We start from the raw sequence: 21,054 nt of genomic DNA on the forward strand, positions 1-21,054 counted from the left end.
GCCCCGAACGGGCATGCTTCCGCCCATGCGCCGTATGCGGTACCTGGAGGCGGGCGACGCGATCCGCGGGTGGGGCGTGCTGCTCGTGGTCATCGGCCACAGCGGCACCACCGCCCTGCTCTACTCCCTGCTCAACGGCGATCCGGCCGAGCTGCTGCGGCGGCAGCAGACCCAGGACCTGGGGTTCGAGCGGCTCTTCGACAGCCGGCAGGCCGGCGCGGCGATCCTCGCCACACAGCTCGTCGTCTTCCTCTTCTTCGCCCTCTCGGCCTACCTGCTGGCGCGGCCGTACATCGCCGCGATGTTCGATGAGGACAGGCAGGCGCCGAAGCTGCGGACCTACGCCCGGCACCGCCTCGGCCGCGTCGTCCCGCTGTTCTGGACCGTCGTCCTGATCACGATCGCGCTGTTCGGGATCGACGGCTCGCGCAGCATCGACATCGCGGCGGTCTTCCTCTTCAGCCAGACGTGGACCGCGGCGCCGTTCAACCAGAACATCCTGCAGGCGTGGACGATGAACGTCGAGATGGCGTTCTACATCGCGCTGCCGGTCATCGCGGCGGCGTCCGCGTGGATCTACCTGCGCGGCGGCCGGTTCGCCGGCTGGTACGCCCTGCTGCCGATGACCGCGCTGGCCGTCTTCGCGTGGATCTTCGCCAACACCTGGTTGCCCGCCACGACCGTCCCGTCGCAGTCCGTCATCGGCGGCCTGCTGACCTTCATCCCCGGCATCCTCATCGCCGTCGCCGACGTCCGCTGGGGCGACCGCCTCGGCCGCTGGAGGCCCGCACCGCTCGTCGCGATCGGGCTCGTCGTCTTCGGCGTGCTGCTCGCGTTCAAGCAGTCGAGCCTGGCCGAGGGCGGCAGCGTCGGCGAGCGCAACATCATCACGATCGCCGCCGGCGCGATGCTCGCGGGCTTCGTCCTCTGGCAGCTCACGGGCCGGAAGACCTGGCCCTTCATGATGTGGCGGTTCCCGCGCTGGGTCGGCGAGCGGTCGTTCTCGATCTACCTCATGCACGGCATCGCGCTGTTTCAGCTGCAGTCCGTCGGCTCGGACCAGGACACCGTCGGCAAGCAGTTCCTCGTCCTCGTCCTCGCCGCCATCCCCGTCTCGATCTTCTACGGGGCGATCCTCTACGCCCTGGTCGAGCAGCCCTCGACCCGCCTGGCCCGCGGGGAGCGCCCGCTGTTCGGCGGCGGACCGGTCCGCCGGATCGGCTCCCGCGCCCCGACGGTCGGGACGACCCCGACCCCCGCGATGGCCGGCGCCGTGCCGCTGACCCCGACGGGGTCCGCACCGCCGGCGCCCGGGGCACCACCGGCGCCCGAGGTCCACGACACCTCCGGCACCCCGACCCCGGCCGGGACCGACCGGTGAGCGCCACCGCCGTCCCGCCGACCGCACCCGCCGACGCCGGCGGGCCGGCGACCCCACCCGAACGCCCCGCGTGGCGTCGCCCGTGGCTCGGCGGCGACGGGGCCCGCGGTCTCGGTGCGCTGCTCGTCTTCGTCTCGCACATCGCGACGGCCGAGATGACCTACCGCGGCGCCGGGTTCCCCGACCTGCCCGGCCGCGACCTCTACGACCTCTTCGGCGGCGAGGTCGGCTGGCGGACGTTCTTCGCGCCCGCACGTCTGGTCAACCTCTTCTTCGCCTTCTCCGCGTACCTGTTGGCCCGGCCGTTCATCGCCTGGGCGCTCGACCGGACCTCGCGGCCGGCGACGGGCAAGTTCTACGTCCGCCGGGTGCTGCGGATCATGCCCGCCTACTGGGTCGTCACCGCGCTGGTGCTGCTGTGGCTCGTCGTCCTGCGGGACGACCACGCGACGACGCCGGGAGAGATCGCCAAGACGATGCTGCTGCTCGACGGCGGCCTGCGCGACGCGGGGTTCCACCACACGTGGACGATCCCGATCGAGACGGCGTGGACCGTCCGCGTCGAGGTGCTCGGCTACGCGCTGCTGCCGCTGGTGGCGTGGGGCTGGTTCTGGGCGACCCGGCGCTGGGGCTTCCGCGGGCTGACCGGCGGGATCGTGGTGCTCCTGACCGTCACGCTCGCGGTCCGGCTGATCTCGAACCCCGCGCTCGCCGGCCCGGGGCTCCTGCAGTGGCTGTTCCTCCCGGGCCTCACCGTGGCCGTCGTCGAGGCGTACGACCCGCTGCGCGAGTGGATCGCCCGGCGGGGCCGCAAGGCGACCCTGTGGGCGCTGCTCATCTCGTTCCTGCTGCTCTGCGGCTCCGAGCCGGTCTCCGCGCGCCTGATCACCCACCTCGTCGAGAACCTCGGCCTCGTGCCGCTGCCGGCGAACGCGACCCAGGACGAGATCCTCGCCCGCGGCGCGGAGGTCTCCGGCGCGCTGCGCTGGGGTGCGGTCGTCGCGATCCCGATGCAGTTCGTCGGGGCCACCGGGATGCTCCTCTGCTTCATCGCGCTGGAGTGGCAGGGCGGGCGGCCGCCGCTCGGCCTGGACCGGAGGATCCCCCGGTGGTTCGGGGAGCGGTCCTACAGCTTCTACCTCGTCCACTTCGCGGTCCTCGGCCTGCTGATGCCGCACGTCCTGCCGGGCCAGAAGGGCTACCTCGGCCTGATCGGCCTGGGCCTCGCGGCGTTCGCGCTCTCGCTCGCCCTGACCGTCGTGCTGTTCCGGTACGTCGAGATGCCCGGCATGCTGCTGGCCTCCCGGCTGACCGGTCGCCGCCCCCCGGGCCCGCTCTCGGTCGCCCCCAGCCCGCAGGTCACGCAGGCGTGGCGCGGCGAGCTCGCGCCGGATCGGGCGGGGCCGGTGGCCGGCGAGCGTGAGGGAGGGCCGGCGCCGGGTGGCGGGTCGGTCGTGTCGGGTGATGCGTCCGCGGCGGGCGGTGCGTCCGCGGCGGGCGGTGTATCCGCGGCGGATGGGACGACGCCGCAGGATGGCCCGCCCTCCGATGGCGGGGAGCATCCGGCAGGCGGACGCGGGTAGGCCGTCGCCGGGTCGTCCCGTTCCGGAATCGCGTCGCCGGAGTGCGCGATCCAGGTACCGCGGCCGCCGCCCCCCACGGACGCCCGTCGCGTTCCGGAGTCACGTCGCCAGAGTGCGCGATCCGGGCAACGCGGGCCTGCCGCGTTCCCAGAACGCGAGCCGCCAGATCGCCGATCGGGAACACGACCCGGCCGCCACCCACCGCGCCTGCCGCGTTCCAAGAACGCGTGCCACCGGATCGCGAATCGGGAACACGACCCCGCCGAGAAGCCGCCCGCCACCCGCCACCCGCCGGCCCGGCCGTCGCCGCGCCGCGCCGAGCCGTCGCCGCGCCACGAGCCGCCGCCGTACCACGAGCCGCTCTTCGGCCCGGCCGCCCACCGGCCCCGCCCACCCGCCGACGACCACCGCCGCCCGCGCCCGGCCGCGCCCTCAGCTCCCCGGCGGCGTCCAGACCAGGAAGCCGTCGACCTCGGTCGGCTCGCCCGGCAGGTCGCAGCGGGCGTCCTGCGGACGTCCCGGGCCGATCGTCACCACGCGGCCGGCGGCCAGACCGCCGCGGAGGGCCTCGCAGTCCGCGACGAGGCGGCTGCCCGGGGCACCGTGCGCCCCGAGCGCCCACGCCGGGGTCGCACCGAGGGCCAGGACGACGTCGTCGGGCTCGGGCGGGCGGCCGGTCTCGAGCGTCGTCGCGTGGCGGTCCCAGAGGCCCGGGGTCGCGACCAGGACGAGCACCGCCGCGACGACGACGAGCCCCGCACCCACGCGGGGGCGGAACACCGGGGCCAGGACGCGGCCCGCGCGGCTCCCGGCGACGACCAGGACGACCAGGACGACGACCGCGATCAGGGCGGCGGTCAGGCCGTGCTCGATGGGCAGGCGGTCGAGGTCGACGAGCTCCCCCTCGGGGAGGTCCGCCGCGTAGCGCCGGGCGACCACGAGCTGCGCGACCGCGACGAGCGCCGCGGCCCCCGCCAGCGCCCGCGGCGCCCATGTGGGCCGGCCGGCGGCCAGGCGCGACAGCGTCGCCCAGCCCGCGACGGCCAGCAGGACCCAGCAGGGCATGAGGTACCGCGTGGCCCCGGCCGCCAGGGCGGGATCGGACGTCGTGCCGGTGCCCGGGGCGACGAACCACGCGAGGGCCCCGAGGACGCCGCAGACGGCGACGAGCCGCACGAGCCCGCCGCGGACGATCGCGAGCAGCCCGATCGCGAACAGCGGCAGGATCACCCACGCCAGGTCGAGGTAGGTCGTGCCGCCGACGCGCAGGACCTCGCCGGGGTGGTCGACGAACCGGCTCACGGTGGGGCGCAGGATCTCGGGCACCGGATCGCCGGAGGGGCTCGACAGCAGCGGCCAGGCGGGGTGGCCGTGCAGCAGCAGGTTGCGGGTCAGCCAGACGCCACCGCAGGCGCCGGCGACGACGACCGCGAGGCCCCACCACGGCACGGCCCGCAGGCGCCCGAGGAGCTCCCGGCGCGCGGGCCAGGCGAGAAGCAGGAACAGCAGGCCGCCGCACGCCGCCGTCGTCTTGACGCCCAGGGCGAGCAGCAGGCCGACGAGCCCGGTCAGGAGCCCGGCGACGTCGGCCGACACACGCGACCGCCCCCGTGCGGCCGCCTCCGCTCCCTCGGTCGCTTCCCCCGGCCCTGCGCCCGCCGACGCCGTCGCGGTCTCCGTCCCCCGGCCTGCCGCAGCGTGCAGCACGATCGTCGCCCCGCAGGCCATGATCGCCGCGCCCGCGAGGTCCGTCGAGACCTGGCTGGCCTGGGCGAGGAACGGCAGGGCCAGGGCGGTCGAGGCGACCGCGCCCCAGCCCGCGGCGGCCGTCCCGCCGAGCCGTCGCACCGACGTCCAGACCGCCAGCGCCACGACGCCGAGCGCCGTCGGGGTCACGAGCAGCGCGACCGCCGTCGAGCCGACGACGGTCATCAGCCAGCCGATCGTCAGCTCCGTGCCGACGGGGTAGGCCTCGACGGGGAGGCCCTCGACGACCCCGGGCAGGCTCGCGAGGTGGCCGTCGCCGATCCAGGCCGCGGGGACGGCCAGGTGGTAGAGCAGACCATCGAAGCCGATGACCGGCGCCGACAGGCTGACCGCGCAGAGCGCGACCACCCCGACCCCGACGACGGCCAGCAGCGTGCGGGTCGCCGGGTCCGGCGCCGCGGTCGGCGTCCCCCGCGGGACGAACCGCAGCACGAGCACCGTCAGCGCGAGCGCCGCCCCGGCGCCGACCGGCCCCGGGCCGACCCCGAGCGGCAGCAGCGTCGCCAGGCCGGAGACCTGCACGCCCAGCCACCACCAGACGACCGCGGCGAGCCCCCGCACCACGGGGTCGTCCGTGCGCAGCCGCGAGGCGAGCCGCCACGCCGCCGCCGCGAGGACCGCGACGACCAGCAGGCCGACGACGCTGTGCAGCACCCACACGCCGGGGGCCTACCGGCCGTCGGGCGGGTCGACCACGCGCGGTGCCGGCAGGAAGCGCCGGTCGGACTTGATCCCCGCCCGGTGCAACGTCAGCCGCACCCCGGTCCACAGGGTCAGGAGCGCGTAGACCGTCGCCGGCTTCAGCCGGATCGACGACGCGTCGTCGAAGTACTTCGTCGTGCACGCCGCCTCGGCGATCGTGAAGTCGAGGTGCGCCGCCTGGTAGAGGACCTCGGAGTCGAAGCTGAAACCGAGCGAGTTGCGCAGCCACGGCAGCTCCAGCAGCAGGCGGCGGCTGTAGGCGCGGTAGCCCGTGTGGCCGTCGGTGATGTGCGCGCCCATCAGCGTGTTCTGGATCCGCGTCAGACCCAGGTTGGCGAGCCACTTGTACCAGGGCATCCCGCCCTTGAGCGCGCTGCGCCGGTTGGGCAGCATCCGCGAGCCGAGGACGAGGTCCGCGTCGCCGGCGACGATCGGCGCGACCATGTCCGGGATCAGGTCCGGGGTGTACTGGCCGTCGGGGTGGAGCATCACGACGATGTCCGCGCCGCGCTGCAGGGCGTGGAGGTAGCACGTTTTCTGGTTGGCGCCGTAGCCCGCGTTGTGGGGGTGCCAGACCGTGGAGATCTTCAGTCGCTCGGCGACGGCGAGGGTGTCGTCGGTCGAGGAGTCGTCGACCAGCAGCAGCTCGTCGACGTAGTCCTTCGCGATGCCGCCGACGGTGGCCTCGAGCGTCAGCGCCGCGTTGTGCGCGGGCATCACGACGATCGTGCGGTGGTTCGGGTGGGCCTTGCTCATCGTGCGTGGCGATCGCTCGTGGGGGTGACGGCGGTGCGGACGGCCTCGAGGTAGATGCTCGCCCCGCGACCCTCCCGGGCCTCCCCCACCGCCGCGGCCGCCGCGACCGGCAGGAGGACGCCCGCCACCAGCGCGGTGTACGCCCGCCGCACCCCGGAGAGCGGGGCCTGCCGGGCGTCCGGCTGACGGATCGCATCGTAGAGGTCCCCCGCGTACGGCACCCGCCCCACGAGCCCGTGGAGGGCGCAGAACACCGACTGCCCGGCGCGCAGGTGGCCGCGCCGGCGGATCTCGAAGCCCTCGGCGCGCAGCCCCTCCTCCAGCGCCCGGGGCGTGAAGTGGACGAGGTGGCGCGGCTGGTCCCACGCGAGCCAGCGGTCGCCGAACGACCGCGCCTGGCGGCTGTCGGCGTTGGGGCACGCGAGCACGAGGACGCCGCCGGGCCGCAGCAGCCGGGCGGCCTCGCGGACCGCGGCGCGCGGCTCGGGCAGGTGCTCGATCACGTGCCAGAGCACGACAGCCGCCGCGCCGCCGTCGGGCCGCTCGAGCTCGTCGAGCGCGTCGTCGCGCAGGTCGGGCCGCGCGGTGGTGTCGGTGTCGCGCTCCAGTCCGATCGCCTCCCTGCCGCGGCGGTGCAGCGCGTCGAGCAGGTGCCCGTCGCCCGCGCCGACGTCGATGACCACGCCGTCCGGGGCGATCCGGTCGACGGTCCAGGCGGTGCTCCCGCGCGTGACCCGCAGGATCGCGTCGCCCGGACCGGAGAAGCGCCCGCCCTCCGGCCGGTACCAGTCGGCGTATGCGTGGTCGAGCTCGGCGGCGTCGGGCCAGGGCCAGGTGAGCTGCACCCCGCAGCCGCGGCAGCGGACGCGGCGGGCGCCGGTGGGGACCACGTCGTCGGTCGATCGGGCACACCACGGGCAGGCCGCGGGGCCGCTCCCGGGCGTGGGCGCCCCGTGGGCCGCGGAGGCCGGGGCGGCGGCGTGCTGGGGGGACGACGGCACGGCGCGGATCCTAGACCGCGGGGGCCCACCGCCCGCGCCCCGTCCCGCGGCGACCGGGGCGGGCGGTCGTCCGGCGTGCCCCGCCGAGCTCGGTGCGCCTCCGGGGCCCGGCACGGCCCGGGAGGCCCCCGTCCGGGCCCCGCGACGCCCCGCGCGCCCAAGACCCCGGCCGCGCGCCTCCGGCCACCGGCGTTTCCCGCAAGGTGCGGGAGGACCTCCGTCGCCCCCGCGCCGCGTGTGTCACCCTCGGCGACCGCCCGGGTGCCCGAGCACCCCGCCCGACCCCACCGCCGTGCCGCCCGCCGACGCCCACCGACCGACCGACCAGGAGCACCCCGTGGGTGCCCGTCCCGCCCGTTTGCAGGGACTTGCCGGGCCCGTTCCCGTCGCGTCCGGGACGGCCCCTAGCGTGGATCCCATGGTCTCCCACGCGATCGTCGACGCCCGCTCGATCACCGCGCACCACCCCCTGGGGACCTCCACCGGCCACGTCGTGGAGCTGCGCGGCCAGTGGGACCTGCTCGTCCGTCGCGCGCTCGACGTCTCGACCCTCGCGGTCGAGCTGGCCGCCCTCTCGGAGCCCGAGTTCCTCAGCCTCTGCGACTGGCTCCAGGACGCCGGCCGGGGCCTGCCGTTCCGGTTCCTCAGCGTCCACGCCCCGACGAAGCAGCTGGCGCTGCCCGAGGCCGACCTCGTCGAGCTGCTGCTCGCGCTGCCCCCGGTGGTCGACGCGATCGTCGTGCATCCCGACGTCCTGGAGCGCCCGGAGCGGTTCGCGGCGCTCGGGCGCACCCTGGTCATCGAGAACATGGACGGCCGCAAGGGCACCGGCCGCACCGCGGCGGAGCTCGAGCCGTACTTCGCCGCGCTCCCCGACGCCGGGTTCTGCCTCGACGTCCCGCACGCCGGCTCGATCGACCCGTCGATGGGCGTCGCCCACGACCTGCTCGACGCGTTCGGCGAGCGCCTGCGCCACGTACACGTCTCCTCCGTCGACGAGGACTGCCACCACCTGCCGCTGACGGCGGAGGACGAGGAGGCCTTCGGCCCCGTCCTGGCCCGCTGCCGCGACGTGCCGTGGATCCTCGAGGCGGACCTGCCGCGGCGCTGACGGGCACCGCCGCCCGGGCGCCGGAGGACCCCGGTGCCGCCGCCCGGTCCGCCGCCCGCGTGGCCGGGCCGACCGCCGCCCGGGGTGGGGTCGCCGTTGCAGCACCCCGTCGTGCCGGTTCCCGCCGGTAGCGTCCCCGGCGTGACGGACACCCCCCAGGACGCGCTGCTCGAGCTCGCGGCGCACTCCCGCAGCGGGTTCCCCCACCTCGTCGCCGCGCGCGACCGCACCGAGCGCGACCTCGACGACCTGCGCCGCCGCCTGTCGGACGTCCCCCGCGACGGGACGACGGCGGTGGTGATGATGGGCTCGTGGGGCCGACGTGAGCGGACCTCCGGGTCCGACGACGACTTCCTCGTGCTCGTCGACGGCGAGCGCCGCCCCGACGCCGAGCCGCAGCTGGAGCGCCTGGAGAGCCTGCTCGGCCTGGGCGAGGCCAAGCCCGGCACGCAGGGGATCTTCGGCCAGCAGGTGTTCGTCGGACCGATGGTCCGCCACATCGGCCTGCAGGACGACACGAACGCCAACCTGACCCAGCGGATGCTGCTGCTGTTGGAGTCGGTGCCGGTCGTCGGGCGCGAGTCCTACCGCCGCTCGCTGGAGCAGGTCGTCGACGGCTACCTGGCCGGACAGGCGAAGGACTACCGGCCCCCGCGGTTCCTCCTGAACGACCTGATCCGCTACTGGCGCACCATCTGCGTGGACTTCGCCGGCAAGGCGCGGGCGGAGGAGCAGAAGTGGGGCATGCGCAACGCGAAGCTGCGCCTGAACCGCAAGCTCCTCTTCGCGGGCGGGCTCGTCCCGGTGCTGCTCTGCCACCTGCAGCGCCAGGACGATCAGCGCGCGTTCCTCCTCGACGCGCTCCAGGCCCCGCCCACCGACCGCCTGGCCCACGCGTTCCTGCGCTACGACGCCGTCGACGAGGGGGTCCGGGCGCTCGGCGCCTACGACCGCTGGATCGGGCTGCTCGACGACGCCGAGACCCGCGCCCACCTGCGCGGCCTGACCCGCGAGGCGGCCGCGGAGGACCCGCGCTTCCGCGACGTCCGCCGCCTGGCCAAGGAGTTCGAGCAGGGCCTCCTCGCCCTGCTCTTCGAGACGCGCCTGAGCCCGCTCGCGCGCGAGTTCGTCGTCTTCTAGAGCACCGCCGCCGACCGACGAAGGATCGCCGACGGTGGTCCCCGGGTCAGGCGTCCCGGACGCCCGAGCCCGGTGCCCCGGTGTCGGCCGCGTAGCCGGGCAGGGCGTCGGCCGAGCGCTGCTTCAGCGACTCCGGGATGCGGTGCGAGATCAGCACCCGGTGCCCGGCCATCTGCCGGTACGCGAACGCGGTCAGCGGTCGGGGGACGGCACGGCCGACCGCGACGGCGGCCCGCAGGCCGGCCGGGTCCAGGTACCGGCCGAGCGCGTCGAGGACGTCGGCCCCGCTGAAGAGGCGCTCGCCGTCCCACAGGTGCCACGTCGCCAGACGGGTCTGCTCGTCGAGGTGGCCCAGGTGCTCGTCGCCGAGCGGGCCCTGGATGGCGGCGAGCCGCAGCGTCCCCGGCCGCGCCCGGCGGGCCAGCCCGACGACGCCCCAGACGCAGAACCGGCACTCGCGGTCGTAGAAGATCAGGGCGGGATCGGACACTCCCCCTTCATACCCGCTCCGGCGATCGGGACCGGTGCCACCGCGGTCGACGGATCGGGCCGGCGCGGGGGGCAGTCCGCGGATCAGGCCGTGCGGCGGCGTCCACGGATCGGGGCCGTGTGGCCGCGGTCCACCTACCGGGCCGGGGCGAGCGGCCGTCCACGATCCAGGTCTCGCCGGGCACCGTCCCGCGAGACCGCGATCGGGGTCGCCCGGGGACACCGATCCGCGTCTCGCCCCGGACGACGGGCCGAGACCCGGATCCGTGCCGACACGCCTGTCCGCCCCACCCCGCCCCGGCCCGGCCGACGAGCGGCCACCGCCGCCCCCCGCCCCGCCGACCAGCGACCACCCCGGCCCCGACCCGCCCACGGGACCGGTCCCCCCGATCGGCGACCTCCCCCGCGCGGATCCGACGTGCGGATCCGCGGGCGTCCGGCGCCTGATCCCGCAGAATGCTCACGACGTGATGAAAAACGCCGTCCCGGTTCTCGCGCCGGGGGACAGAATCCCGCGCGCTCCGCGCATACCCTCAATGCCATGGCCGAAGTGCGCGATTCCCAGAACCAGGTGGTGCGTGAGCACAAGACCATGTCGCGGGCGACGAGGTGGATCAACATCGTCGCCGTGACGGTCCCGTTCGTCGGGCTGCTCATCGCCGCCGTCCTGCTCTGGAACTCGGCGATCACCTGGTTCGACGTGGCGATGCTCGCCGGGATGTACCTCATCTCCGCGTTCGGCATCACGATCGGCTACCACCGGCTCCTGACCCACAACGCGGTACAGGCCAAGCCGTGGGTCCGCTACGCCTTCGTGATCGCGGGGTCCACCGCGATCGAGGGTCCCGCGCTGATCTGGGCGGCGGACCACCGCAAGCACCACGCCCACACCGACCAGGAGGGCGACCCGCACTCCCCGCACATCGGGGGCGGCGAGGGTCTCCGCGGCCTCTGGCACGCGCACGTCGGCTGGCTCTGGTCCACCGAGATCGAGCGCGGCTGGCCCCGCAAGCACACGCCGGACCTGCTGCGCGACAAGGGCCTCGTCCGCATCTCGAAGGCCTTCCCGATCATCGCGATCGTCGCACTGGCCATCCCGTTCTTCGCCGGCTGGGCCTACTACGGCAACGTCGCCGGCGGCCTGCAGACCTACATCTGGGCGGGCCTGGTGAAGGTCTTCCTGATCCACCACGTCACGTGGAGCATCAACTCCATCTGCCACTTCTCCGGCTACCGCCGCTTCGACGTGGACGACCACTCGCGCAACAACCCGGCGCTCGCCATCCTGAGCCTCGGCGAGTCCTGGCACCACAACCACCACGCGTTCCCGCGCTCGGCCTCCCACGGCATGCGCTGGTACGAGGTCGACCTCTCGGCCCTCGTCATCAAGGGCTTCGTCAAGGTCGGCCTGATGAGCAAGCCGGTCTACATCAGCCGCGAGAAGCAGGACGCCGCGCTGGTGGGCGCGCGCGCCGCCCAGAGTTCCGCGGTCGCCGCGGACTGACCTCCCCCGGACCGGCGCCTCCGGTCCCGCCCCGCCCGAAGGCCCGCGTCCCCGACGCGGGCCTTCGTCGTTCCGGGCGTCCGCCGCGACCCGGGCTTCGCCGGGTGTCCAAACGCCACACCGCCCGCGTGCCGTAGCGTCGTCGTATGTGTGGAATCGCCGCGGTCTATGCCCCGACCGACCACCGGGTCGACGCCGAGGCCGGGGTCCGGATGCTCTCCCGCCTGACCCACCGCGGGCCCGACGACATCGGCCAGGTGGCCGTCGGCGAGACGAGCTGGCTCGGGCACACGCGCCTCTCCATCGTCGACCTCGCCGGCGGGCGGCAGCCGCTGGGCGACCGCACCCTCTGGCTCGTCGGCAACGGCGAGGTCTACAACCACGACGACGTCCGTCAGACCCTCGACGGCGCGCTGTTCGACACCGCCTCCGACAACGAGGTCGCACTGCACCTGGTCGTCGAACGGGGCGTCGAGGCGCTCGCCGAGCTGCGCGGCATGTGGGCGATCTGCCTCGCCGGCCCGGAGAACCCCGATCCCGCGGGCAGGCCGGACTGGATCACGTTCCTCGCCGCACGCGACCCGATCGGCATCAAGCCGCTCTACTGGGCCCGGCGCGACGGCCAGGTCCGCTTCGCGTCGGAGATCCGCGCGTTCGACGAGGACTGGCGCTGGGCCGTCGAGACGTTCCCCCCGGGCTGCGCCTGGACGCCCGAGCACGGTCTCGTGCGGTTCGCCGACGCGGTGCCCACGGAGTCGATCCAGGTCCCGAAGCTGCCGGGCCCGAAGGAGCCCGGCGCGCCGATCCCCGAGGACATCCTCCGCTCGACCCGGGAGACGCTGGCCGACTCGGTCGACCGGCACATGATGGCCGACGTCGACGTCGGCGTCTTCCTCTCCGGCGGCCTGGACTCCAGCCTGATCGCGGCGCTGGCCCAGGACTTCCTGAAGGCCCGCGGCCGCACGCTGAAGACCTTCGCCGTGGGCACCGAGGGCTCCTCCGACATCCTCGCCGCGCGCGTCGTCGCCGAGCACCTCGGCACGGAGCACCACGAGGCGCTCTACACCGCGCAGGACGCCGCGGCCGCGCTCGACGACGTCATCCGGTCGATCGAGTCCTTCGACCCGTCGCTCGTCCGGTCGTCCGTGCCCAACTGGTTCCTCGCACGCCTGGCCGCCCAGCACGTCAAGGTCGTCCTGACCGGCGAGGGCGCCGACGAGCTCTACGCCGGCTACGACTACTACCACGACGACTTCGCGGAGCCCGAGGACCTCCACGGCGAGCTCGTCCGCACGATCCGCGGCCTGCACGACCTGAACCTCCAGCGCGCGGACCGCGTGACGATGGCCCACGGCCTGGAGGCGCGCGTACCGTTCCTGGACCGCGAGGTGATCGCCCAGGCGCTCTCGCTGGCCCCCGGCTGGAAGGCGTCGGATACGACGAAGCCCCAGCAGCTCGAGAAGCGCGTCCTGCGCCACGCGTTCGACGGCTGGCTGCCCGAGGCGATCCTCTGGCGTCCGAAGGAGCAGTTCGGCGACGGGTCCGGCGCCGCCGAGGTGCTCCAGGGCGCGCTCGAGAGCTCGATCACCCCGGAGGAGTTCGAGCTCGAGCGCACGATCGTCGATCCGCCGCTGCGCACCCACGAGGAGCTCGCCTACCACCGGATCTACGCCAAGCACCTCGGCGGCGTCCGGCCGGACAAGACGATGAGCCGCTTCGCGCGCAGCTGAGCGGTCGCCCGGCCGCCGCCGCGACCCACGGACCGGGGTGGGTCAGGTGATCAGCCGCTTGGTGCTCTGCCGGATCGCCAGGCGCCACATGACCAGCGCGAAGACGATCAGCGCGGCGAACCGGGCGACGTCGTGCCAGCCGTCGAAGCCGAACGCCGCGCCGCGGACGAGCTCGACGAGGTGGTGCAGCGGGTTGAGCTCCGACGCGATCTGGATGCCGCGGGGCAGCCCGTCGAGGGGGAAGAACGTCCCGGCGACGAGGAACAGGGGCGTGAGGATCAGCGACTGGTAGTACGAGAACGAGTCGATCGACCGCACGATCGCCGAGATCAGCAGGCCGAAGGACGCGAAGCCGAACGCGCACGGGAAGCAGAGCAGCGGGACGAGCAGCATCCCCCACGCCGGATCGAGGCCGAAGATCATGGCCACGAGCAGCGGGAAGCAGCCGTAGACCGACGCGCGGATCGCCATCCACAGCGCCTCGGCGGTGACGAGCTCCTCGACGTCGACCGGCGCGGCGAGGATCGCGTCGTAGGTGCGTTGGAACTCCCGCTTGACGAACGACCCGAACATCGCCGAGAACGCGCTGCCGAACAGCACCGAGGTCGCGACGGTGCCCGTGCCGACGTAGTCGACGTAGTCGTACCCGTCGATCTCGGAGACGATCGAGCCGAAGCCGAAGCCGAACGCGAGCAGGTAGATCGTCGGCTCGACGGTCGAGGAGAACGTCGAGCTCTTCCAGAACGAGAGCCAGTTGATGACCTCCCGCGTCATCACCCCCTCGATCGCCAGGCGCTCGAGGCGACCCAGGCGCCTGCGGGGACCGGCCGTCGCGGGCACCACGGCGCCGGCGGCCGCTCCGCCGTCGCGATCGGAGCCGGAGCCCGGCGGGGTCTCGGGGCCGGCGGACATCAGGCCACCTCCTCGCCGGTCAGCGCCACGAAGACGTCCTCCAGGTTGGCCGCGCGCTCGTGCCCGGCGTGGCCGGCGAGCGACCCGCCCAGGCCCTCCGCCCGGAGGATCGCGACGCTCGTCCCGGTGCGCCGGTGGTCGTGGCCGGCGTCCTGCGCCGCCGTCTCGACCGTCCGCAGGTGCTCCGGCGGACCGTAGACCTCCAGGACGGTGCGCCCCGCGTGCTCGAGGATCAGGTCCTTCGGCCGGCCGGTCGCGACCGCGCGTCCCTCGGCCATCACGGTGACGGTGTCGGCGAGGCGCTCGGCCTCCTCGATGTAGTGGGTGCTCATGAGGATCGACACCCCCTCGGAACGAAGGCGGTCGATCAGCGCCCACAGCTCCTGGCGCACCTGCGGATCGAGTCCCACCGTCGGTTCGTCGAGCAGCACGAGCCGCGGCCGGTGGACGAGCGCGCGGGCGATCAGCAGCCGCCGGCGCATGCCGCCCGACAGCGCGTCCACCTTCGTGTCGGCCCGCTCCGTCAGCGTCGCGATCTCGAGCGCCCGCCGGATCGCGTCCTCGCGCTCCGCCCGCGGGACGCGGTAGAGCCGGACGAACACGCGCAGGTTGTCGCGGACGGTGAGCGTGGTGTCGAGGTTGTCGAGCTGCGGCACGAGCCCCATCACGGCGCGCGCCTGCTTCGACTCCCCCGGCAGGGAGAACCCGAGCACGTCGATCGTCCCCTCGTCCGCGATCGACTGGGCGGTGAGCAGCCGCATGGTCGTGGACTTGCCGGCGCCGTTGGGGCCGAGGAGCCCGACGCAGGTGCCCTCGGGGACCTCGAGGTCGAGCCCGTCGACGGCCTGCACGGGCCCGAACGCCTTGCGGACGCCCTTGAGCGAGAGCGCGGATGGAGGAGGCACGCCGGAGAGGATGCCGGACGCGCCGGTCGTGGTCCCGTCGCCGGGTCAGCGGATGCCGACGATGGCGGCGGGGTGGGTGGGGAGCGCGGGACTGCGCCGCCCCGCGTCCCCCGGGTCAGCGGATGCCGACGACGGCGGCGGGGTGGGTGGGGAGCGCGGGACTGCGCCGCCCTGCGTCCCCCCGGGTCAGCGGATGCCGACGATGGCGGCGCAGTCCCAATTCCCCGCGCCCCGCCCGCCGTCCCACAGCTTCGCGGCGAGCCGGTCCTGCTCGGCCTTCGACGCCATGTAGGCCTGGGGCGTGCTGCCGCCGAGGCCCTTCCAGGTCGCGACCATGAACTGGTAGTAGCCCGACGCCCCGGCGCTGTTGGGCGTGAAGTTCTGTCCGCCGGACTCGCACTGCACGATCGACCACGGGATCGCCCAGCCGCCGCTCGCGGGCTTCGCGGCGCCGAGCGCCTTGGGCGACGACGACGGGGCGGTGAACTGGCGGGCCGCCTTCTCCTGCGCCGCGACGAGCTTCGCGAGGGTCTTCTCGGCGCCGCGGCGCTTCGCCCGGGCGTTCGAGAGCGCGGCGAGGCGGGCCTGGTGGGCGGCGGCGACGGACGCGCGCCGCTCGGCCAGGCCGGCCGTCATGGACGCCATCGCGTCGCGCTGCTGCGAGGCCACCGCGGCCTGCCGGGCCTGGGTCCGGCGCAGGGTGGCGAGGTCGTCCTCGTCCTTCTTGGCCTCGTTGCGCGAGTCGCGGACGAGGTCCACCAGGCGGGTGTCGCTCGACTGGATGCGGCGGAGGAAGTTCACGCGCTCCAGCAGGTCGGAGAACCCCTGCGAGCTGACCATGACCGAGACCACGTCGGGCTTGTCGGCGGTGTAGCGGGTGCGCAGCACGGCGGCGAGCTGGTCGCGGCCCTGCTCCAGCCTGCGGCGCAGGCGCACGAGGCGGGCGCGGGTCGCGCGCAGGTCCGTCGTGGTCGTCGCGAGGCGGCGCTGCGCGGTGTCGTACTCCTGCTGCACCTCGGCCAGCCGCGACTGGGCGGCGGCCAGCGCCCTGGTCGCCGAGTCCTCGAGCGCGCCGAGCTTCGCGGCCGTCGACGAGAGCGAGCGCTCGCGGGCCTTCTGCTGGTCGATCGTGCCCTGCAGCGCGGATGAGCTGGGCGCACCGGGCGCGACGCGGGGCACGACGGCGAGGAGCAGCAGGGCGAGGAGCAGGCCGCCGGCGAACACGCCGATGCGGCCCCGGAGGGCGGAGGGTACGAGCATGGGGATGGCGCGTCGGGGCGGCAGCCGGACGCGACCGTCGAAACTAGCCGCAGTCCGCCCCGCGGCCGAGCGCTGCACGCCATCCTGCGACCTCCGCACCGGTCCTCCGGCCCCGCGACCGACCGGTGGGTGTGGCCGCGGTCGCCGCCGGCCGGCCGTCGCGCGTCAGCCGCCGCGCACCCCGCGCCGGCGCAGCGCCAGCTCGAGGGCGAAGCGCGCGTCGGGGTCCTCCGGGTCGACCTCGAGCGTCTCCCGCAGGCGGGCCATCCGGTAGCGGACGGTCTGCGGGTGCAGGTGCAGCGCCTCGGCCATCCGCGGTCCATGGCCGCGATGGTCGAGCCAGGCGCGCAGGGTCTCGAGGTGCCGGGTGCGTCGCCCCGCGGGCAGGGCGTCGAGCGGACCGAGGACGCCCGAGGCCAGGTCGTCGGCGGCCTCCCCGTCGCCGTGGACGACGAGGTCGGTGAGGTGCCGGTCGGCGAGCACCGGGCCCTCCCCCACGTCGGCCACCCGCTCGGCGGCCACGAGCGCGGCCAGGGTCGCGGCGCGGCGGTGCGAGCGCCCGACCTCCTCCCACGCCACCGTCGGGCCGACGACGAGCCCGCCGCCGCGAACGGGCGCACCGGTCAGGCGGGCGAGCACCCCGGGCGCCGGGACGAGCCCGACGGCGACGCCCTCCACGACCGCGGCGACGATGCGCGGGTCGATGCGCAGCAGGTCGCCCGGACCGTCCGCGCCCGGCGCGACCACGACGGCGAGGCGGGCCGGCGGGGTCCAGCCGAGCTCGACCGCGGCGGCGTGCAGGTCGACGGGATCGCGGTCGGCGACGACGAGACGGACGAGGGTGTCGCGGGCGCGCTGGGTGGCCCCGGCGCGCAGGGACTGCTCGTGCGCCCAGCCGGTCACGGACAGCCCGGCGAGCCGGTGGATGTAGGCGAAGATCGCCTCCCCGAGCGGGACGAGGACGGCGGCGTCGGCCCCGTCCGCCCGCGCGGCGTCCGCGAAGCGGCGCCAGGCCACCCGCGCCCCCGTGCGGTACGCGGACTGCAGCGCGTCGAGGGTGCGCCCGGCCCGGACCTCCCCGCGTCCGAGCTCCTCGATCATCCGGTCGGTCTGCGACGCCCGGGACGGGTCCTCGACGAAGGCGACGAACTCGCCGAGGGAGAACTCCACGCCCCGACGGACGACGCGCCCGAACTCCCCGCCGAACGGTCGGCGGTAGGCGGGGACCTCGGCGCGGATGGCGACGAGGATCTCGTCGGCCACCGACGGGAGCACGGGCCGCAGCACCGCGCCGAGCTCGGCGGGCAGCGCCGCGATCCGCTCACGCACGTCCTCGGTGGCCTCCGGGGTCCCCATGCGGCGATCCTACGCGTGGGGTGATGAGCCCGCACGCGAAGACGGCGGACCCGAGGGCCCGCCGCCGGAGAACTTCATCGCGATGTGAGGAGGCCCCGGCCCGAGACGCCCGGGGCGGGGCCCGCCACCCCTGCTTTTAGAGCTGGACGATCACCGACTTCGTCTCCTGGTAGGCCGAGAGGACCTCCTCGCCCATCTCGCGGCCCCAGCCCGACTGCTTGTAGCCGCCGAAGGGCAGCGCTGCGTCGTAGATGTGGTACGTGTTCACGTGCACCGTGCCGGCCTTGATCCGCGCCGCCAGCTTGTGCGCGTTGCTCAGGTCCTTGGTCCAGATGCCGGCCGCCAGGCCGTAGACCGAGTCGTTGGCCTTGGCCGCCAGCTCGTCGACGTCCTGGAACGGCATCGCGACCACGACCGGCCCGAAGATCTCCTCGCGCACGATGCGTGCGTCGTCGGTGGTGTCGACGAGGACGGTCGGCTGCACGAAGTAGCCGGGACCGTCGATCGCGTTGCCGCCCGCGACGGCGCGGGAGCCCGCGTCGCTGCCGATCTTCAGGTAGCCGGTCACGCGGTCGAACTGCTCGGAGGAGACGAGCGGGCCCATCTCGGTGTCCGGCTGCAGGCCGTGGCCGACCTTGATGTTGTTGGCCGCGTCGCTGACGCCGGCGACGACCTCGTCGAACAGGTCGTTCTGGATGTAGAGGCGCGAGCCGGCCGTGCAGACCTCGCCCTGGTTGAAGAAGATGCCGTTCGCCGCGCCGGCGATGGCCGCGGGGACGTCGGCGTCGCCGAGGACGATGTTCGGGCTCTTGCCGCCGAGCTCGAGGGACACGCGCTTGAGGTTCGTCTTGCCCGCCGCCTGCGCGATGAGCTTGCCGACCTCGGTGGACCCGGTGAACGCGACCTTGTCGACGTCGTCGTGCTCGGCCAGCGCCGCGCCGGCGTCGCCGTAGCCCGTGATGACGTTCAGGACGCCCGGGGGGATCCCGGCCTCGAGGGCCAGCTCGCCGAGACGGATGGCCGAGAGCGGCGTCTGCTCGGCGGGCTTCAGGATGATCGTGCAGCCGGTGGCCAGCGCGGGGCCGACCTTCCACGCCGCCATCAGCAGCGGGAAGTTCCACGGGATGATCTGCGCGACGACGCCGACCGGCTCCTTCGTCGTGTAGGCGTGGAACTCGCCGCCCGGCAGGTAGGGGAGCGACGGGCGGACCGTGGAGCCGCGCAGCTTCGTGGCCCAGCCGCTCATGTACCAGAAGTTGTCGGCGGCGAGGGGGACGTCGGCGGCCGCGGCGACGGCCATCGCCTTGCCGTTGTCGAGGGAGTCGAGCTCGGCCAGCTGGTCGAGGTTCTCCATGATCAGGTCGCCGAGGCGGTGGATGACGCGGCCGCGCTCGGACGGGGTCATCGTCTTCCACGGACCGTCGAGCGCCTTGCGCGCGGCGCGGACGGCGCGGTCGACGTCCTCCTTCTTGCCGTGGGCGACCGAGGTCAGGACCTCGCCGGTACCGGGATCGATCGTCTCGAACGTGGCGCCGTCGGCGGCGTCGACGTGCTCGCCGTCGATGATCAGCTGCTTCGTCCCGGAGAGGAACTCGCGGGCGTGGGTCGCGGTGACGCTTACGGTGGCCATGGGTGCTCCGTGCTCGTGGTCGGTGGCGCGTGCGCGTCACCGAGGTCTTGTGGATCGACCGTACGCCCGCGCACGTTGCGTCCACGTTGCAACGAACGAGCGGCAAGGCGCCACGTTCGGGCCCCTCCGTGACGAACGTCGCATCTCGCGCGCGCTGCGTCCCGCCGGCCCTCCCCCGCCGCGCCCGGAGCCACCCCGGCCGTGCGACAAGTAGGACGTGGCACCTCCCGCTCCGGCACGGCATGATGTGCGCGTGAGCCAGATCGACCCGCGCACCCCCGTCCTCGTCGGCACCGGCCAGGTCTCCGACCGCCCGGCGAAGGGCGAGGCGACGACGCGGACGCCCCTGGACCTGATGGTCGAGGCGGCCCGCGCCGCCGCCGCCGACGCCGGCCCCGGTGGCGAGGCGCTGCTCGCGAAGACCGACAGCCTCGGGATCGTCGACATCTTCTGCTGGCCCGTCCCGGACCCCGGCGCCCTCGTGGCGCGGGAGCTGGGGATCGCGCCGCGCGAGACGGTCCGCACGGTCATCGGCGGCAACAGCCCCATCGCCCTGCTGGCCGACGCCGCGGGCCGGATCGCCGCGGGCGAGATGGACGTCGCGCTGCTCGGCGGCGGCGAGGTCGGCACCGCCTTCCGTGCCGCGCTGATGTCGGGCGGCTCGACGGGCTGGGAGGAGCAGCCCGAGGGCACCGCCCCCACGCGCGTGCTGGGCACGGACCGCCCGCCGTCCCACGACGCCGAGCTGGCCGCGGGCATCGCCTACCCGATCTCGTACTACCCCCTCTTCGAGCACCGTCTGCGCCACGCCGCCGGCCGGAGCACCGCCGAGCAGCGCGCGTGGATCGGCGAGTGGTGGGCGCGCTACAGCTCCATCGCGGTCGATCACCCGCAGGGCTGGGCCCAGGAGGCCATGACCGCCGAGCAGCTGGCGACGCCGGGGCCGAAGAACCGCCTGATCAGCGACCCCTACACGCGGCACATGAACGCGGACATCGGCGTGGACCAGGCCGCGATGCTGCTCCTGACGAGCGTCGAGGCCGCCGAGGCCGCCGGCATCCCGCGCGACCGCTGGGTCTTCGTGCACGGGACCGCGTCGGCGTCGGACCACTGGTTCGTCGGCGAGCGCGAGCACCTCGACCGCTCCCCCGCGATCGCCGCGAGCGGTCGGGCGCTGTTCGGGCACCGCGGCACGTCGGCCGACGAGATCGCCCTCGTCGACCTCTACTCCTGCTTCCCGTGCGCGGTGCAGGTCGGCGCGAACGAGCTCGGCTTCGTCGTCGACGACCCGCAGCGCCCGCTCACGGTCACGGGCGGCCTGGCGCTCTTCGGCGGCCCGGCGAACAACTACGTCACCCACTCGATCGCCACGCTCGCCGACCGCGCCCGGGAGCGCCCGGACGAGCTCGCCCTGGCCAGCGCCGTCGGCTGGTACCTGACCAAGCACGGCCTGGCGCTGCTCTCGGCGACGCCGCCCGAGAAGCCCTACGCCCACCACGACGTCCAGTCCGAGGTCGACGCGACCCCCACCCGCGAGATCGCGGACGCGCCGTCGGGCACGTGGACCGTCGAGACGTTCACCGCCGCCTACGACCGCGAGGGCACCGCGTCGGTGGGGTCCGTCGTCGCGCTGGACGCCGACGGCCGTCGCGCCTTCGGGCGCACCGAGGACCCGGAGGTGCTCGGCCGCCTGCTGGACGGCGACCCGATCGACGGCGCCGTCGAGCTCGACGGCGCGGGGGGCTTCGCGCTCTGAGCCCCGGCGGTGCGGCGGACGGGCCGGTGCGCCGCTCCCTCGGGGTCGGTCCGCGTCCGACGCACTGGCGA

The 21,054-nt window shown here is 74.6% G+C and carries 16 protein-coding genes; 7 read left to right on the plus strand and 9 right to left on the minus strand.

The features are described from left to right. The first annotated feature begins 25 nt into the window (after positions 1-25). Both Q7T67_RS15795 and Q7T67_RS15800 read left to right on the plus strand, forming a co-directional pair. The gene (locus Q7T67_RS15795) at positions 26-1,381 is read left to right on the plus strand and encodes an acyltransferase (RefSeq protein WP_304791714.1); all 1,356 of its coding nucleotides are present in this window, start codon (positions 26-28) and stop codon (positions 1,379-1,381) included. Beyond that, on the plus strand, positions 1,378-2,964 hold the full coding sequence (locus Q7T67_RS15800) for an acyltransferase (protein ID WP_304791717.1): 1,587 nt from the start codon (positions 1,378-1,380) through the stop codon (positions 2,962-2,964). The genes Q7T67_RS15795 and Q7T67_RS15800 overlap by 4 nt, the downstream gene beginning before the upstream one ends. Positions 2,965-3,396: 432 nt before the next feature. Here the strand turns inward: Q7T67_RS15800 and Q7T67_RS15805 are convergent, their stop codons facing one another. The 3 genes from Q7T67_RS15805 to Q7T67_RS15815 are packed head-to-tail and all read right to left on the minus strand — an operon-like array spanning position 3,397 to position 7,190. Further along, positions 3,397-5,391: a hypothetical protein gene (locus Q7T67_RS15805; protein ID WP_304791719.1), complete on the minus strand. Its 1,995-nt coding sequence runs from the start codon at positions 5,389-5,391 to the stop codon at positions 3,397-3,399. A gap of 9 nt (positions 5,392-5,400) precedes the next feature. Continuing rightward, entirely contained in the window at positions 5,401-6,189 is a 789-nt protein-coding gene (locus Q7T67_RS15810) for a glycosyltransferase family 2 protein (RefSeq protein WP_304791722.1), read from the minus strand. After that, complete coding sequence (locus tag Q7T67_RS15815) at positions 6,186-7,190, minus strand: class I SAM-dependent methyltransferase (protein ID WP_304791725.1); 1,005 nt, start codon at positions 7,188-7,190, stop codon at positions 6,186-6,188. The genes Q7T67_RS15810 and Q7T67_RS15815 overlap by 4 nt, the downstream gene beginning before the upstream one ends. Positions 7,191-7,608: 418 nt before the next feature. On the opposite strand from Q7T67_RS15815, the gene Q7T67_RS15820 reads away from it, so the two are divergent. Both Q7T67_RS15820 and Q7T67_RS15825 read left to right on the plus strand, forming a co-directional pair. Further along, positions 7,609-8,301 (plus strand): hypothetical protein, encoded by a 693-nt coding sequence (locus Q7T67_RS15820; RefSeq protein WP_304791727.1) that lies wholly within the window; start codon positions 7,609-7,611, stop codon positions 8,299-8,301. A 141-nt stretch (positions 8,302-8,442) separates the two neighbouring features. Next, positions 8,443-9,441 carry a hypothetical protein gene (locus tag Q7T67_RS15825; RefSeq protein WP_304791729.1) on the plus strand — a complete coding sequence of 333 codons (999 nt, stop codon included), beginning with the start codon at positions 8,443-8,445 and terminating at the stop codon, positions 9,439-9,441. Positions 9,442-9,487: 46 nt separating this feature from the next. Here Q7T67_RS15825 and Q7T67_RS15830 read toward each other — a convergent pair whose 3' ends face one another. Continuing rightward, the gene (locus tag Q7T67_RS15830; RefSeq protein WP_304791732.1) at positions 9,488-9,931 is read right to left on the minus strand and encodes a thiol-disulfide oxidoreductase DCC family protein; all 444 of its coding nucleotides are present in this window, start codon (positions 9,929-9,931) and stop codon (positions 9,488-9,490) included. Positions 9,932-10,471: 540 nt separating this feature from the next. Between Q7T67_RS15830 and Q7T67_RS15835 the strand changes: the two genes are divergently transcribed. Together Q7T67_RS15835 and asnB are read left to right on the plus strand one after the other, a co-directional pair. Beyond that, positions 10,472-11,434 carry an acyl-CoA desaturase gene (locus tag Q7T67_RS15835; protein ID WP_304791734.1) on the plus strand — a complete coding sequence of 321 codons (963 nt, stop codon included), beginning with the start codon at positions 10,472-10,474 and terminating at the stop codon, positions 11,432-11,434. Positions 11,435-11,580: 146 nt separating this feature from the next. Continuing rightward, positions 11,581-13,164: an asparagine synthase (glutamine-hydrolyzing) gene (gene asnB / locus Q7T67_RS15840; protein ID WP_304791737.1), complete on the plus strand. Its 1,584-nt coding sequence runs from the start codon at positions 11,581-11,583 to the stop codon at positions 13,162-13,164. 42 nt (positions 13,165-13,206) lie between these two features. Here asnB and Q7T67_RS15845 read toward each other — a convergent pair whose 3' ends face one another. The 5 genes from Q7T67_RS15845 to Q7T67_RS15865 form a co-directional block, all read right to left on the minus strand. Continuing rightward, complete coding sequence (locus Q7T67_RS15845) at positions 13,207-14,076, minus strand: ABC transporter permease (protein ID WP_304791740.1); 870 nt, start codon at positions 14,074-14,076, stop codon at positions 13,207-13,209. Next, the gene (locus tag Q7T67_RS15850) at positions 14,076-14,981 is read right to left on the minus strand and encodes an ABC transporter ATP-binding protein (protein ID WP_304791743.1); all 906 of its coding nucleotides are present in this window, start codon (positions 14,979-14,981) and stop codon (positions 14,076-14,078) included. Before Q7T67_RS15850 ends, Q7T67_RS15845 begins: the two co-directional genes overlap by 1 nt. A 186-nt stretch (positions 14,982-15,167) precedes the next feature. Continuing rightward, entirely contained in the window at positions 15,168-16,241 is a 1,074-nt protein-coding gene (locus tag Q7T67_RS15855; RefSeq protein ID WP_304791746.1) for a transglycosylase family protein, read from the minus strand. A 165-nt stretch (positions 16,242-16,406) separates the two neighbouring features. Beyond that, a complete protein-coding gene (locus Q7T67_RS15860; protein ID WP_304791749.1) occupies positions 16,407-17,597 on the minus strand; it encodes a CdaR family transcriptional regulator in 1,191 nt (396 codons plus the stop codon). Positions 17,598-17,733: 136 nt separating this feature from the next. Continuing rightward, positions 17,734-19,227 (minus strand): aldehyde dehydrogenase family protein, encoded by a 1,494-nt coding sequence (locus Q7T67_RS15865; RefSeq protein ID WP_304791752.1) that lies wholly within the window; start codon positions 19,225-19,227, stop codon positions 17,734-17,736. A 253-nt stretch (positions 19,228-19,480) separates the two neighbouring features. Between Q7T67_RS15865 and Q7T67_RS15870 the strand changes: the two genes are divergently transcribed. Beyond that, on the plus strand, positions 19,481-20,983 hold the full coding sequence (locus Q7T67_RS15870; RefSeq protein ID WP_304791756.1) for a hypothetical protein: 1,503 nt from the start codon (positions 19,481-19,483) through the stop codon (positions 20,981-20,983). Positions 20,984-21,054 lie beyond the last annotated feature (71 nt).

It is taken from the genome of Patulibacter sp., assembly GCF_030655195.1.
In the GTDB taxonomy this organism is placed as follows: domain Bacteria; phylum Actinomycetota; class Thermoleophilia; order Solirubrobacterales; family Solirubrobacteraceae; genus Patulibacter.